12 protein-coding genes and 1 tRNA gene are annotated in these 14040 nt (G+C 70.5%); 5 read left to right on the top strand and 8 right to left on the bottom strand.

Annotated elements, in window-relative coordinates; translation table 11 throughout:
- Window positions 1-25: 25 nt before the first annotated feature.
- The 3 genes from AB0903_RS08905 to AB0903_RS08915 all read right to left on the bottom strand — a co-directional run bounded on the left by AB0903_RS08905 (window position 26) and on the right by AB0903_RS08915 (window position 1712).
- Window positions 26-295, bottom strand: coding sequence for a type II toxin-antitoxin system RelE/ParE family toxin (locus AB0903_RS08905; protein WP_366700469.1), 270 nt, complete (start codon window positions 293-295; stop codon window positions 26-28).
- A complete protein-coding gene (locus AB0903_RS08910) occupies window positions 292-564 on the bottom strand; it encodes a type II toxin-antitoxin system Phd/YefM family antitoxin (protein WP_018385071.1) in 273 nt (90 codons plus the stop codon). The genes AB0903_RS08905 and AB0903_RS08910 overlap by 4 nt, the downstream gene beginning before the upstream one ends.
- Before the next feature lie 341 nt (window positions 565-905).
- Window positions 906-1712, bottom strand: a complete 807-nt coding sequence (locus AB0903_RS08915) for a VOC family protein (RefSeq protein WP_366700471.1) — start codon at window positions 1710-1712, stop codon at window positions 906-908.
- A 486-nt stretch (window positions 1713-2198) separates the two neighbouring features.
- Here AB0903_RS08915 and AB0903_RS08920 point away from each other — a divergent pair, with 486 nt between their 5' ends.
- Together AB0903_RS08920 and AB0903_RS08925 are read left to right on the top strand one after the other, a co-directional pair.
- The gene (locus AB0903_RS08920; RefSeq protein WP_366700473.1) at window positions 2199-3578 is read left to right on the top strand and encodes an NAD(P)/FAD-dependent oxidoreductase; all 1380 of its coding nucleotides are present in this window, start codon (window positions 2199-2201) and stop codon (window positions 3576-3578) included.
- A gap of 885 nt (window positions 3579-4463) precedes the next feature.
- On the top strand, window positions 4464-5753 hold the full coding sequence (locus AB0903_RS08925; protein WP_366700475.1) for a cyclopropane-fatty-acyl-phospholipid synthase family protein: 1290 nt from the start codon (window positions 4464-4466) through the stop codon (window positions 5751-5753).
- Between the two features lie 75 nt (window positions 5754-5828).
- On the opposite strand, the gene AB0903_RS08930 is transcribed toward AB0903_RS08925, so the two are convergent.
- Entirely contained in the window at window positions 5829-8366 is a 2538-nt protein-coding gene (locus tag AB0903_RS08930; RefSeq protein WP_366700477.1) for an ABC transporter permease, read from the bottom strand.
- Window positions 8367-8679: 313 nt separating this feature from the next.
- Window positions 8680-9450, bottom strand: a complete 771-nt coding sequence (locus AB0903_RS08935) for an ABC transporter ATP-binding protein (protein ID WP_366700479.1) — start codon at window positions 9448-9450, stop codon at window positions 8680-8682.
- 364 nt (window positions 9451-9814) lie between these two features.
- Between AB0903_RS08935 and AB0903_RS08940 the strand changes: the two genes are divergently transcribed.
- Together AB0903_RS08940 and AB0903_RS08945 are read left to right on the top strand one after the other, a co-directional pair.
- Window positions 9815-9899 (top strand) — tRNA-Leu (locus AB0903_RS08940).
- A 101-nt stretch (window positions 9900-10000) separates the two neighbouring features.
- A complete protein-coding gene (locus AB0903_RS08945) occupies window positions 10001-11290 on the top strand; it encodes a site-specific integrase (RefSeq protein WP_366700481.1) in 1290 nt (429 codons plus the stop codon).
- Here AB0903_RS08945 and AB0903_RS08950 read toward each other — a convergent pair.
- On the bottom strand, window positions 11280-11999 hold the full coding sequence (locus tag AB0903_RS08950) for a hypothetical protein (RefSeq protein WP_366700483.1): 720 nt from the start codon (window positions 11997-11999) through the stop codon (window positions 11280-11282). The genes AB0903_RS08945 and AB0903_RS08950 overlap by 11 nt on opposite strands.
- A 283-nt stretch (window positions 12000-12282) precedes the next feature.
- On the opposite strand from AB0903_RS08950, the gene AB0903_RS08955 reads away from it, so the two are divergent.
- A complete protein-coding gene (locus AB0903_RS08955) occupies window positions 12283-12552 on the top strand; it encodes a helix-turn-helix transcriptional regulator (protein WP_366700485.1) in 270 nt (89 codons plus the stop codon).
- Window positions 12553-12571: 19 nt separating this feature from the next.
- Here the strand turns inward: AB0903_RS08955 and AB0903_RS08960 are convergent, their stop codons facing one another.
- Both AB0903_RS08960 and AB0903_RS08965 read right to left on the bottom strand, forming a co-directional pair.
- Window positions 12572-13738 (bottom strand): methyltransferase domain-containing protein, encoded by a 1167-nt coding sequence (locus tag AB0903_RS08960; protein WP_366700487.1) that lies wholly within the window; start codon window positions 13736-13738, stop codon window positions 12572-12574.
- Window positions 13735-13869, bottom strand: a complete 135-nt coding sequence (locus AB0903_RS08965; RefSeq protein WP_366700489.1) for a hypothetical protein — start codon at window positions 13867-13869, stop codon at window positions 13735-13737. Before AB0903_RS08965 ends, AB0903_RS08960 begins: the two co-directional genes overlap by 4 nt.
- Window positions 13870-14040: the final 171 nt, after the last annotated feature.

The raw sequence follows: 14040 nt of genomic DNA on the forward strand, positions 1-14040 counted from the left end.
TGACGGCGGTGGCGTTTGCCACGTACTACAGGTTGCGGTAGACGTCCCGCCGGTCGCCCACCTTGACGACGAGGATGACGAGTTCGCCGTCGTTGATCTGGTAGGCGACCCGGTAGCTTCCGACCCGGAGCCGGTAGAGTCCCGACGGGCCGGTGAGTTTCTTGACGTCGGCGTCCTCGCGGTACGGGTCGTCGCCGAGTGCGGTGAGCGCGGTCAGGATGCGCATGGCGTCTGGCCGGCTGATGGCCCGGAGCTGCCGCTGTGCCGCCGTGGTGAACCGGAAGGCGTACGTCACGCCGCCTCGCCGTCATGCTCGGTGAACAGATCCGCCAGTAGTTCCGCCATTGTCACGGTGGGACCGCCCTCGGCCAGGACTGCTTCGGCTTCGCGCGCCAACATCACGTCGGCCGCTTCCTCCAGCGCTTCGAAGTCCGCGATCGGCACCACGGCGGCCACCGGAGCGCCGTTGCGCGTGATGACCGTCGGAACGCCTTCCTCGGCCCGGTTGATGTGGTCGGCGAGGTGCGCGCGGGCTTCCCGTACGGTCACTGTGTTCTCGGTCATGACGTCAGTGTACGCGCTTACGTGTACACGGGCCGGGGTCGCATACGGGAGCAATCCTCGACGGCATCGCCTACAGCGTCGCCGGCGAGCGCGGGGACGCGGACCGCGGCCAGGGTCTGTCGTTCGGCTCTTGCCGGGCTCGTGTGCCCTGGTGCGGCACCTCGCCGTGTTGTCGTCCGTCGCCGACTCCCCCGTAGCCCTTCGGGCACGGGAGGTGCCCCCACCGCGTGGGCTCCTTCCTCCGCCTGGCGATGCGTCCCCTCGGCCCTGGCGGGCCTGGGGAGACCCCATGCACCGGACCCCGCTCGCCGATCCGGCCTGATCCGAACGAAAGACCCTGGCTAGGTCGCGGGCGCCGGCTCCGGGGCCGGGGTGAGGACCACGAACTCCGCCCCCGCCGGGTCGTTGCACACCGCCAGCCGGCCGACGCCCTCCGCGTCCTCGGGGCCCATCGAGACCGAGCCGCCGTTCTCCCGCACGAGGGCGATCGTGGCGTCGCAGTCGGCGGAACCGAAGACCGGGTGCCAGTACGGCCGCGTCTTTCCGGACGCGAACATGTCGGGGACCGCCATGACACCGCCGAACATCCGCTCCGGCGGGCTGCCCTTCGGCGTCACCATCGTGTACGTACCGCCGCCACCGGGGAGTTGCATGTCCTGTCCGGTCCAGCCGAAGGCGCTGCGGTAGAAGTCCTGGGCGGCCTTCGAGTCGGTGGTGTAGAGCTCGATCCAGCCGAGGCTGCCGGGCCCGTCGGCGGCCTCGATGCCGGGGTAGCTGCCGGGTTGCCAGAGCGCGAACTGGGCGCCCTGCGGGTCGGTGACCTGGGCGAACCGGCCCTCGTCCGACGCATCGGAGGGCGGGGTGCGGACGGCGCCGCCGGCCTGCTCGACGGCCCTGACGGCGGCTTCGACGTCCGGCGTGTGGAAGTAGATCATCCAGGCCGGTCGAGCACCCTCCTCGGTCAGCTGCCCGACCGCCCCCACCGTCTTGCCGTCGAGGCGGAACGCCTTGTAACTGCTCATCTCCTCGTCGAACGCCTGGGCCTGCCAGCCGAACACGGCGCCGTAGAAGGCGGCGGCCGCGTCGATGTCCGGGGCCCCCAGGTCGATCCAGGCGGGGGAGCCGGGGACGAAGTCAGTGGTGATCACTCGATTCCCTTTCTCCGTGATTCACCCGGTCATGGCCGGGTTTACGGGGATGTGTCACATCCTGTGGCCAGCCTGACACCGCGCCCGGACCCTCGCGCGTCGACCCCGCGCTGCTGCTTCGGGGCCGCTCTGTGGACCGGCTCGGCGGCTCCTCGGGAAAGTTCGTGAAGTTCTTCACAAGGAAAAGCGTGCCGATGGGCCCATCGGAGCCTCGAAAGCCCTCTCATGCCCGCTTGTTGGGATCGAAGCAGCACATTCGAAGGTGCGTGGATGTCTGCGCCCCCAGGGCGCAAGGGGCGCTGGTGTACTCGCCCGTAGGCCCTAGGGGCCAGCTCAGAGGGGTGGTGAACGCTCTCCGCCGCACTCCGGTTCCCCGTGCAGGCCATGACCTCGGTCACGTGGGCGGGGCAGTGTAGCAGAGTAGGGCGCAGACCTTGTGAAGGGGCTCACGAGCACCCCCTCCGAGGGGGGTGGATACTCGATGGCATGAGCACCACGGAGCGTCCCAGGATCCTCGTTGTAGGCGGTGGGTACGTAGGCCTGTACGCAGCTCGGCGCATTCTCAAGAAGATGCGCTACGGCGAGGCGACCGTCACGGTCGTCGACCCGCGGTCGTACATGACGTACCAGCCCTTCCTCCCCGAAGCTGCCGCCGGCAGCATCTCGCCTCGGCATGTCGTCGTCCCGCTGCGACGCGTGCTGCCCAAGGCAGAGGTTCTCACCGGCCGGGTCACGACCATCGACCAGGACCGCAAGGTCGCCACGATCTCGCCGCTCGTCGGCGAGGCGTACGAGCTGCCCTTCGACTACCTGGTCGTCGCGCTCGGCGCGATCTCGCGCACCTTCCCGATCCCCGGCCTCGCCGAGCAGGGCATCGGTATGAAGGGGATCGAAGAGGCCATCGGCCTGCGCAACCACGTGCTGGAGCAGCTGGACAAGGCCGACTCGACGACCGATGAGGACGTCCGCCGCAAGGCGCTCACCTTCGTCTTCGTCGGCGGCGGCTTCGCCGGAGCCGAGACCATAGGCGAGGTCGAGGACCTGGCCCGTGACGCGGCCAAGTACTACAACAACGTGAAGCGCGAGGACATGCGCTTCATCCTGGTCGACGCCGCCGACAAGATCCTTCCCGAGGTCGGCCCGAAGCTGGGCAGGTACGGCAAGGAGCACCTCGAGGGCCGTGGGGTCGAGGTCTACCTCTCCACCTCCATGGACTCCTGCGTCGACGGCCACGTGGTGCTGAAGAACGGCCTCGAGGTCGACTCCAACACCATCGTGTGGACGGCCGGCGTGAAGCCGAACCCGGCGCTGGCCCGCTACGGCCTGCCGCTCGGCCCCCGCGGCCACGTCGACTGCAACGAGACCCTCCAGGTCAACGGCACCGACTACATCTGGGCCGCCGGCGACAACGCCCAGATCCCCGACATGGCCGCCCGCAAGGCCGGCGTCGAGAACGCCTGGTGCCCGCCGAACGCCCAGCACGCGCTGCGCCAGGCCAAGGTCCTCGGCGACAACGTCATCTCCGGGATGCGCGGCTTCCCGCAGAAGTCCTACGAGCACGCGAACAAGGGTGCGGTGGCCGGTCTCGGCCTGCACAAGGGCGTCGCGATGATCGTCATGGGCAAGGTCAAGATCAAGCTCAAGGGCCGGCTGGCCTGGTACATGCACCGTGGCTACCACGGCATGGCCATGCCTACCTGGAACCGCAAGATCCGCGTGTTCGCCGACTGGACGCTGGCGATGTTCCTCAAGCGCGAGGTCGTCTCCCTCGGCGCGATGGAGTCCCCGCGCGAGGAGTTCTACGAGGCGGCCAAGCCGGCCCCGGCCGCTGCCAAGCCGGAGTCCGAGAAGGCCAGGGCCTCCTAGAGGTACTGCTCGCTCTGCGAAGGGGCCGCCCGCCATCCGTGGTGCGGGCGGCCCCTTCGCCGTGCCCGGCGGCTGCTTTCCTCGCCTCCCCGCCCCTTCCCGAAAACGGGGCAAGCCCCGGACCCCACCGGCCCAGCCCGCCGGGCGGCCGGCCCGGGTCCGGCTCGGGCCCCGGCCCGGGTCCGGCTCGGGCCCCGTGCCGGGTCTGGTTCGGGTCTCGTGCCGGATCTGGCTCGGGTCTCGTGCCGGATCTGGCTCGGGTCTGGTTCGGGTCTCGTGCCAGGTTTCGCCTGGGCCGCACACCGGGCCTCGCCCGGGCCCCACACCGCTTCGCCCGGTGTCTCGGGGCTGCGCGCGCCCGCCCCGGTACCGCGCTCCGCGTGGTGGCCTCCCCTCCTACGGCCTGCCCTCCTGCGGCCTACCTTCCTGCGGCCTCCCCTCCTGCGGCCTGGCGGCCGTAGGAGGGTGCCGCCGGGCCGGGCTTGATTCGCCGCTGCACGGCAACCGGCCCGCCGGACGGAGACGAAACCGGTCTCGCCGACGTTTGAGGCGCGGAGGGTCGGGGGGCGGAGCCCCCGGCACTGCGCGGAGTGCGGTGCCCGGTCCGGGTGGGTCCGGGTTGCGCGGGCGTGCGGAGTGCGGTGCCCGGTCCGGTTCCGGGTGGAGCCCGGTTCGGGAAGGGGCGGGAGGGGAAAACAACCCGACGCAGGCGAGCCACCGGGCTGACTCCGACCAGGTGTCATCCGCGGGGGATTCGCCTGTGCGCCGCGTAGTGCGGGGAAGCACACACGGTGTTCGCTTGTTGAGGGAAGTGCACCGTGCAAGCCCGCCTGCGCGCGGGGTTGCCGGGCGTCAGCGGGAACCACCGTCACGGAGGTGTGTGCCATGGCCGATGCCGCGCTGCGGCTGACCACTCTTGCCGAGGAGCTGTTGGGAGATCCCCTCCCCGTACGCATCCGCGCCTGGGACGGCAGCGAGTCCGGGCCGCCGGGCGCGCCCACTCTCGTCGTACGCCACCGGCGCGCCCTGCGGCGGCTGTTGTGGCGGCCGGGTGAGCTGGGGCTCGCGCGGGCCTGGGTCGCCGGGGAGATCGACATCGACGGCGATCTGTACGAGGCGCTGGATGTGCTCGCCGGGCTCCTCTGGGGACGGGGAGTCGACCAGAAGACCGCTGTCCACCCGGTACGCGACCCCCGGCTGCGGGCAGCCGCCCGCGGTCTGCTGAAGCTCGGCGGTTTCCTGCCGCCCCCGCCCCCGCCGCCGGAGGAGGTCCGTCGCCGCAGCGGTCCGCTGCACACCAGGCGGCGGGACAAGGAGGCCATCAGCCACCACTACGACGTCGGCAACGATTTCTACGGGCTCGTGCTCGGGCCGTCCATGGTCTATTCGTGCGCCTACTGGGACGACGCGGGCACCCTCGAGGAGGCCCAGCGCGACAAGCTGGACCTGGTCTGCCGCAAGCTCGGGCTGGGGGAAGGCGAGAGGCTGCTCGACGTGGGCTGCGGCTGGGGCTCCATGGCCGTCCACGCGGCCCGTGAGTACGGCGCCCGCGTCACCGGCGTGACACTCTCCCGCGAGCAGGCCGTCTACGCCCGCAAGCGCATCGCCGACGAGGGACTCATCGACCGCGTCGACATCCGGGTCCAGGACTACCGCGACGTCAGGGACGGGCCGTACGACGCGATTTCGTCCATCGGGATGGCCGAGCACGTCGGGCAGGTCCGCTACCGCGAGTACGCCGACCAGCTGTTCTCCCTCCTCGCGCCCGGCGGTCGGCTGCTGAACCACCAGATCGCCCGCCGCCCCGAGAAGGACGAAACCGCCTACCGGATCGACGAGTTCATCGACCGTTACGTCTTCCCCGACGGCGAACTCGCGCCCCTGGGCCGTACCGTCGCCACGCTGGAGGAAGCGGGCTTCGAGGTCCGCGACGTCCAGGCCATCCGCGAGCACTACGCCCGCACCCTGCGCGCCTGGGTCACGAACCTGGAGAGCGCCTGGCCGCAGGCCGCCCGGCTCACCTCGGCCGGCCGCGCCCGGGTGTGGCGGCTCTACATGGCCGCCTCCGCGGTGTCCTTCGAACGCAACAGGATCGGGGTCAATCAGATCCTCGCGGTGAAGACCCCCGAAAGCGGCAGCTCGGGAGTGCCGCTGCGAACCCGCGACTGGCGCTGACCGCACCACGGCCGAGGGCCCCGTGGCGTGCGTACCGCTCACGCCACGGGGCCTTCGGTCCGTTCACGGGGCCCGCTACTCCGTCTTGATCGCGGTGAGCATGTTCAGCTTCGCCGCGCTGCGCGCCGGCCACATCGCGGCCAGCACGCCCACCACACCGGCGAGCAGCAGGAAGATCCCGATCCGGTCCCACGGCATGACCAGCACGTACCCGGGGATGTCCCCCCGGATCGTCTCGCCGATCGCCCAGGCGAGGAACGAGCCGAGGCCGATGCCGACGACCGCGCCGAAGACCGAGATCACCACCGCCTCCAGGCGGATCATCCGCTTCACCTTGCCGCGGTCGAGTCCGATCGCCCGCAGCATGCCGATCTCCTGCTGACGCTCGAAGACGGACATCGCCAGGGTGTTGATGACGCCGAGCACCGCGATGATCAGGGCCATCGCCAGCAGCCCGTACATGATGTTCAGCGCCGTGTTGATGAATCCGCCGAACACGTTCCGGATGTCCTGCTGGTCCATGACGCTCATCGCCGGGTTGTCACCCAGCGCGTCGACCAGCGCCTGCTCGTTCGCCTCGGTCGCGCCGCCGTCCATCGCCACCCAGATCTCGCGGATGTACGGCCTGGTCTCGTACGGGGCGACGACGTCGGTGGCGACCAGGATCGGGGAGAGGAACTCGTTGCCCTTGTAGACGGCGCCGACCGTCAGGTTCTTCGTCTCCTCCTTGCCCTCCTCACCGAACTCGGCGGGCAGGGTGTCACCGGTCTTCCAGCCGTTCGACTTCGCGGTGTCCTCGGCGACCGCGATCTGTCCCTTGCCGAGGGTGGTGAGTGAGCCGGAGACCGTCTTCAGGTCGAAGACCTTCTCCACGTCGCCCGGGGTGACCGCGGACGCCGAGTGCCACTCGCCCTTGATCTCCATCGAGGACGCCTGCTGCGGCGACACGGCGCTGACACCCTTGGCCTTCTCGATCGCGTCGAGCGCCGACCTGTCCAGTGCGCCGCCGCCGGCCATCGAGACCATGTAGTCGGCCCTGATGTTGTCCGTGGTCATCTTGTCCACGGCCCGGCCCATCGTGGCACCGAGCACCGAGATCCCGGTGACCAGGGTGAGACCGATCGCCAATGCGGAGGCGGTGGCCCCCGTACGGCGCGGATTGCGCACCGCGTTCTGCCCGGCGAGCTTGCCCGAGACTCCGAAGACGCCCTTCAGCAGGGGGCGCACCAGTGCGATCACCGGCCGGGACAGCAGCGGGATCAGGACGATGATGCCGACCAGGGCCAGGAACGCGCCGCCGCCGATGATCATCCGCCCGTCGGAGCCGGCCGCCGCACCGGCGACGATCGCGGCCGCCCCGAGCAGCGTGAGCACGCCGCCGATCGTGTTCCGCAGTACCAGTGACTTGGTGGTCGCCACGCCGTGGACACTGCTCATCGCCGCCACCGGCGGGATCTTCGCGGCCCGGCGTGCGGGCAGCCACGCCGCCAGCACCGTGATCAGCACGCCGACGGCCAGGGCGGCGCCCACCGCGGTGGGCGAGACGACCAGCGGCCCCGCCGGCACCTTCGCGCCGAAGGTGCTCATCGCCGACCGCAGCCCCGTCGCGAGACCCAGGCCGAGCAGGAAGCCGACCACCGACGCGACCGCTCCGACGACCAGCGCCTCCAGGATCACGGAGTGCTTGACCTGCCGGCGGGAGGCGCCGACGGCACGCAGCAGCGCCAGCTCCTTGGTCCGCTGGGCGACCAGCATGGTGAAGGTGTTGGCGATCAGGAAGACGCCGACGAAGAGTGCGATGGCCGCGAAGGCGAGCAGCATCGTGTTCAGGTTCGACAGGCCGCTCTCGATCTGCTTCGCCTGGTCGTCCGCGAGCTCCTTGCCCGTCTGCACCACGGAGTCCTTCGGCAGCAGCGGCTCCACGGCGGCGAGGATCTTCGCGTCGGAGGCGCCGGGCTCGGCGGTCACGGTGACGTCGGCGAAGTATCCGGGCTGCAGGTAGAGCTTCTGCGCCACGGCGGTGTCGAAGAGGACCAGGCTGCCGCCGGCGTTGACCGCGCCGTCGTCGGTGGTGAAGACACCGGCGAGGGTGTACTCCTTCACCGGGCCGTTGGTCGCCACCCGCACGGTGTCGCCGATCTTGTACTCGCCCTTGGCGGCGGAGTCCTTGTCGAGGGCGATCTCGTCGGCCTCACGCGGCCCGGCACCGTCGGTGAAGGCGTACGCGGGGTCCTTGCCGTCCTTGCCGGGGGAGTAGTTCGCCCCGGTGTTGGACCAGCCGTTGCCGATGAGCTTGCCGTCCTGGTCGGCCACGCCGGCGAATCCGGAGACCCGCCCGGCGGCCGATGCCACGCCGTCGATGCCCCGGATCTTCTCCAGGGTCTTCTCGTCGACGCCGGCGTCCTTCTCGGCGTCGCTCGGGTCGGCGTAGGTCGTCACGGCGACCGCGACGTTGTCGTAGCTCTTGGCGGACTGGTTGCGGTAGGCGTTGCCGAGGGTGTCGGTGAAGACCAGGGTGCCGGAGACGAAGGCCACGCCGAGCATCACGGCGAGCACGGTCATCAGCAGCCTGGCCTTGTGCGCGAGCACATTGCGCAAGGCGGTACGGAACATGTGGGTGTCCTGGAAGTGGGCGTCCGGGGCACGACGGCCGGCCCGGTGGGCCGGCCGCGAGGCCGGACAGTGACGAGAGGGAGGTCTGGGGTCTTTCGTTCGGATCAGGCCGGATCAGCGAGCGGGTCCGGTGCCGGGCATCGCAAGGCGGGGGGGGAGGAGCCCACGCGGTGGGGGCACCTCCCGTGCCCGAAGGGCTACGGGGGAGTCGGCGACAGACGACGACGCAGCGGGGTGCGGTGCCGGGGCACGCGAGCCCGGCAAGGTCCGAACGAGGGGCCCTGGGGGCGGGGCGGTGCGGCCCCGGCGGGCGTCAGCTCGTGCGGCCCTTGGCGTCGAACGCCTTCATGCGGTCGAGGACGCCGTCAGCCGAGGGGCTGTGCATCTCGTCGACGATCGCGCCGTCCGCCAGGAAGATCACCCGGTCCGCGTAGGAGGCGGCCACCGGGTCGTGCGTCACCATGACCACGGTCTGGCCGAGCTCGCGCACGGAGTTGCGCAGGAAGCCGAGCACCTCCGCGCCCGAGCGGGAGTCCAGGTTTCCGGTCGGCTCGTCGCCGAAGATGATCTCCGGGCGGGACGCCAGGGCGCGGGCCACGGCGACGCGCTGCTGCTGGCCGCCGGAGAGCTGCGTCGGCCGGTGACCGAGCCGGTCCCGCAGGCCCACCATGTCGATGACCCGCTGCAGCCACTCCTGGTCGGGCTTGCGGCCCGCGATGTCCATCGGGAGCGTGATGTTCTCCAGGGCGGTCAGCGTCGGCAGCAGGTTGAACGCCTGGAAGATGAAGCCGATCTTGTCGCGGCGCAGCTGCGTCAGCTGCTTGTCCTTGAGGGTGCCGAGCTCGGTGTCGCCGATGCGTACGGAGCCGGAGCTGAAGCTGTCCAGGCCCGCGACGCAGTGCATCAGCGTCGACTTGCCCGAGCCGGACGGCCCCATGATCGCGGTGAACTCGGCCTGCCGGAAGTCGACACTCACATGGTCCAGCGCGACCACCTGTGTCTCGCCCTGTCCGTACACCTTGGACAGGTCCGTGGCGCGGGCCGCCACTGCGGTGGCGCGGTGAGCGATGGGGGTGGTGGTCACGAGAAGAGCTCCTGTCGGGGGTGGTCTGTGGGGACGACACCATCCTGTACGCGGCGGCGCCGCGAGTCGTCAGTCCCGGTACCCGTTCCCAGGGCCCTCTCGGGTCGGACCGCGCGGCACGTGCCTCCTCCTTTGGGATGACGGGTTCCCTGATGGCCCATCGGGGAACGGACGGCGCTTTTCCGTCAATCCCGGGTGCCCGAGGCGGTGCCCGCGTACGCCACCAGGACGGCTCGAATGCCCTCCTACCTGGCCTGACGCACCCTCAGAAGCCCCTGGAACAAGTCAAGATCGGGCCATCGCGCAGAAGGAGGAGTGATCCGCACCGATAGGCTCGTGATCCGACGGGGAGCCCTCGCGCCACGCCCGGGTGGTGGAATGCAGACACGGCGAGCTTAAACCTCGCTGCCCCTCGGGGCGTGCCGGTTCAAGTCCGGCTCCGGGCACCACTCGGCACATGGCGATTGACCTGCGCACACGGCGGGTTCCCGCCTAGATCCTTTCGTCCCGTGGGAACACATCGGGAACACCATGGTTTAGCGTCACACCCATGGCAAGCGTGCACCCGCGGAAGAACCGTGATGGAGAGATCACCAGCTACCAGGTGAAGTGGCGCAACGGCGGCGGCCGCGGCGGCGACCCGCAGTCCGAATCCTTCAAGGACGAGACGGCGGCCGAGTTCTTCAAGGACGCGGTCAACGACGCCGGGCAGCACTGGCCGCCCGGCTGGGTGAAGGGCCGCGGCTTCATCGTCCCAGGCGCCGGCGCCGACGAGGAGCGCTACAGGTTCCGCAACTACGCCAAGCGGGCCATCGACCACCGGACCGGCATCGAGGAGCGCTACCGCGGGGCGTGCCACGGCGAGCTCGAGAGGTGGATCTACCCGCACTTCGGCGAGTGCGACGTCCGGTCGACCGAGCACTTCTCGACGGACACCATCAGGGCCTGGGTCCGCTACCTCGAGCAGGCCAAGGTCTTCAGCGGGCAACGGCCCAAGGTCGGCGAGCCGAAGTGGCGGCCGATGAGCCCCAAGACGATTCGGAACCTGCACGGGCTGCTCTCCAGCATCCTGCAGGAGGCCGTGACCGCCGAGCCGCCGCTGCGCGGCCGCAACCCGTGCGAGCGGACCCGGCTGCCCCGGATCGACGACCACGGCGCGGACGACGACGAGGACATCGAGTTCCTGACGCCCCAGGAGGTGGCCGGCCTCCGGGCCTCCTTCACCTCGCTGCAGGATCAGCTGATGGTGGACGTCGCGTACGGGACCGGATTGCGGTACTCCGAGCTCACCGCGCTCGCACCCAAGTCCCTGCTCATCGAGGCGGGCATGCACCCGCGGCTGCGCGTCAGCCGCGCATGGAAGCGGGACGAGGAGGGCCAGTACTACATCGGCAAGCCCAAGACGAAGCGCTCGAGGCGCGTGATCCGGATCAGCGCCAGCGTCCGGGCCGCGCTCGACGAGCTCCAGGACCTCGGAAGCCTCGGCCCGGACGACCTCTATTTCACCGGGGACAAGGGGCAGCGGCTGCACTACAGCACCTTCGGCAACCACTGGCACCGGGCCATCCGCAGGGCCAAGAAGGCCGGCCTCCTGCCCGTCTACAAGCACCCGACCCCCCACGACCTCCGGCACAGCCACGCGGCCGCTCTCATCTCGGCCGGCCATGGACCGACGTACGTGCAGCGCCGCCTCGGTCATGAGTCCATCAAGACGACGTCGGACCTGTACGGGCACCTGCTGCCCGAGGCGGATGACGACGCCATGGAGACGATCGAGGCGGCGATGGCGGGCACACGGCGGCCGCGGCTGCACGCGGTGCCCGACGCACTTACAGGCTGACGCAGGTCCCGGCGGCGATCCGGCCGAGCAGTTCGAGGCTCAGGCAGTGCGGATCGTCGCCGGGCCGCTCGGCCGGCGGCGCGCTGCTGCCCGTCTGTACGGGCGGGACGGTGATCTCCGGGGCCGGAGACGGCACTGGAGGACCGGGTGGGGGCGTCGGGCCGGGCCGGGTCCTTGTCGGGCCGGGCGCCGTCACCGGCGGGCTCGGTGACCGCAGCACGACGTCACGGGCCGCGGAGCGCGGGGAGGGTGAGGGGGCGAGCCGGGCGCCGGTCGGCGTCGCCGTGTTGCTCCTCGAGCTGGCCGCCGTCGGCAGGAGCGACGTCGAGACGCTGGCAGTCGGCAACGGCGCGGCCGGACCGTTCTCCCGGGTGTCGCGGCCATCGAGGTACAGGGAGCCGCCGGCGACCAGGGCGGCAGTGGCTGCCAGGCCGACGCTGGCTCCGCGATGCGAGCGGAACCAGGCGACTGTGCCCACGGTCACGCCGGAGACGGCTGAAACGACGCCCAGGTGCCGGCGGCGACGGCGAATGGTCGGCGTGGGGCCGTTGCTGTCGGGCGGTCGGTTCAGCACGCCCTCGATCCGAGCCAGGGCTATCTCGCCCCGCAATGCGTCGACCTGGCTTCTGAGCGCCCTGGCCGACATGTAGATACCTGCGATGAGGGCGAGGATCACCCCCAGGACGATGCCGTACAGCAGCTCGGACATCAGACCTCCCGATCATGCAAGGATGCCGTGGGGGCGCGCCAAGGGGGCGCAGGCATATGCCAGCCGTTACTTGAAGTACGTACATTACGTGGCCGAAACGTATTTTCAAGAGTACAGACAGTAATTCGAATGAAGTTTCGAATCGCTTAGGGTTGCCTATCTGGCCAGGGATTTCTGGGTGAAACCGCGTCATCCCAGATGAGGTGGACGGGCCGGTTCCGGCTTCCGTAAAAGTACCTGGCCAGGTACAGACATCTACTCATGATCAACAGAGCGTGGCTGGGTGCCCTCTGACCCGCCGCCCGCCTGGGTACTCGTACGCCGCCAGATGATCGGCGAGCGCCTCCGTGAGGCGCGGCTGCGAGCGCGCCTGAGCCAGGAGCGCCTCGGCGAGCTGGTCGGCGCGGACCGCAAGACGATCCACCGAATCGAGACGGGGACCAGCGATCCCGGGCTCGGGCTGCTGCTGCAGATCGCCGACGCGGTCGGCGTGCGGTTGGCGGACCTGACACGGGTGAGCCCCGCTCGCTCCACGACGGGGGACGAGGAGTGAGCGGGGCGGTATCTGGCGGCTACACAGGCCAGCTGCTCCGCGGCCTGTCGAGCCAGGCGTGTTGGCCCTTGGCTGTGACCGTGAGCCCGAAGCGCTCGTATCCCGGCTCGCCCTCGAACTCCCACCAGGCGAGCGCATCGAGCACGTCAGTCCAGAGCCCGCGCGGACCGGCCTGCCACACGTCCGCCTTGGCGCCGTCGCGGAACATGACGCAGGCCCACGATCGGTCGCTCAGGCTGTAGAACCAGACCGGCCGGGCGCCGTCCTGCTTCGGCGCTACTTGGTGCCAGCAGTCGCGCACCCGCAGCCCGATCGCGAAGAGTGCCGCGCTGAACCGGCCGCCGCGCAGCAGCGCGTCCTCCTGGACATGGGTGGTGAACCGTTCTGCGCCTTCCAGCCGCTCCGGCACGTAGGCGGCGTGCCCGTCGAACGCCGTCCGCTGGGAGCGCAGCTTCATGAACTGCACCGGCCCGGTGAAGTGGCCGGCCGCGCTGGCGCCGTCCTCGGAGACGACCAGGCGGGCGACGGCGTCCTGGTGGCTGAAGTGGGTGCCCCATGGGGCGACGATCACGCCGCCCGGCCGGGTCTGCTCGAGCCACGCGGCTGGGATCTGGCGCAGGCCGGCTGTCGCGATGATCCGGTCGTACGGTGCGCCCTTGGCGTACCCGAGGGCGCCGTCGCCGGTCACCACCCTGACAGGCAGCCCGAATGCCTCGAGGGAGGCCCGCGCCTGGTCGGCCACCTGAGGGTCGACCTCGATGCTGACCACGCGGGACTTCCCCAGGCGGTGCGCCAGGAGGGCGGCGTTCCATCCGGTGCCGGTGCCGATCTCGAGGACGCGATGCCCGGCCTGCACGTCGAGGTCCCGCAGCATGCCGAAGACAACGGAGGGCATGGACGCGGACGACGTAGACACGGTGCCCTGGCCATCGGTGGTGCCGTCGTCCCACTGGGTGACGATGGGAGCGTTGGCGTTGGCGTACCGGTGCCAGGTGTCCGGGTCCTCGTGCCGGTCGACGGCGACCGTGGTGCCGGCGTCCATGTCGTACGGCCACATCACATCGGGCAGGAAGGGGGCTCGCGGCACGGCCGCGAACGACGGGACCCAGTCCGAGGACAGGTCCTTGCGTGAGAGGAGGAGACGGCCCAGCGTGGACCGCTCCCCCTCGAGCTCTGTGAGCGTCACGCCTGGACGGCCTTCGGCCCGCCGTCGGGCGACGGGGGGACCGGCGGGCCGGGCCAGGGCTGACCCGGCAAGCTGTCGCCGCCCTCCCCGCCGCCACCGTTCGCCAGCACTCCGTAAGCCGTGTTCCTCATGTTGTCTCCTCTGCGTCCTGCTTCATCGTCCTCGCCGCCTCCCCGGTCGGGAAGGGGCGGACCCGCCTCGGACACGGTCCTGCCGGGGATCGGCCCGGGGCGGGAGCATGCGTGCTCGCCCCGGCGGGGGCCTCCGGCACACCGGCCGGGGCGAGCGTCATGGGGTGCGAC

The organism is Streptomyces sp. NPDC048389, assembly GCF_040706335.1.
Lineage (GTDB): Bacteria > Actinomycetota > Actinomycetes > Streptomycetales > Streptomycetaceae > Streptomyces.

Bases quoted from the DNA above. Each gene is read 5' to 3' on its own strand.
- AB0903_RS08950 (WP_366700483.1), bottom strand. From the start codon at position 11,999: ATGTCCGAGCTGCTGTACGGCATCGTCCTGGGGGTGATCCTCGCCCTC.
- AB0903_RS08945 (WP_366700481.1), top strand. From the start codon at position 10,001: ATGGCAAGCGTGCACCCGCGGAAGAACCGTGATGGAGAGATCACCAGC.
- AB0903_RS08965 (WP_366700489.1), bottom strand. From the start codon at position 13,869: ATGAGGAACACGGCTTACGGAGTGCTGGCGAACGGTGGCGGCGGGGAG.
- AB0903_RS08920 (WP_366700473.1), top strand. From the start codon at position 2,199: ATGAGCACCACGGAGCGTCCCAGGATCCTCGTTGTAGGCGGTGGGTAC.
- AB0903_RS08910 (WP_018385071.1), bottom strand. From the start codon at position 564: ATGACCGAGAACACAGTGACCGTACGGGAAGCCCGCGCGCACCTCGCC.
- AB0903_RS08930 (WP_366700477.1), bottom strand. From the start codon at position 8,366: ATGTTCCGTACCGCCTTGCGCAATGTGCTCGCGCACAAGGCCAGGCTG.
- AB0903_RS08925 (WP_366700475.1), top strand. From the start codon at position 4,464: ATGGCCGATGCCGCGCTGCGGCTGACCACTCTTGCCGAGGAGCTGTTG.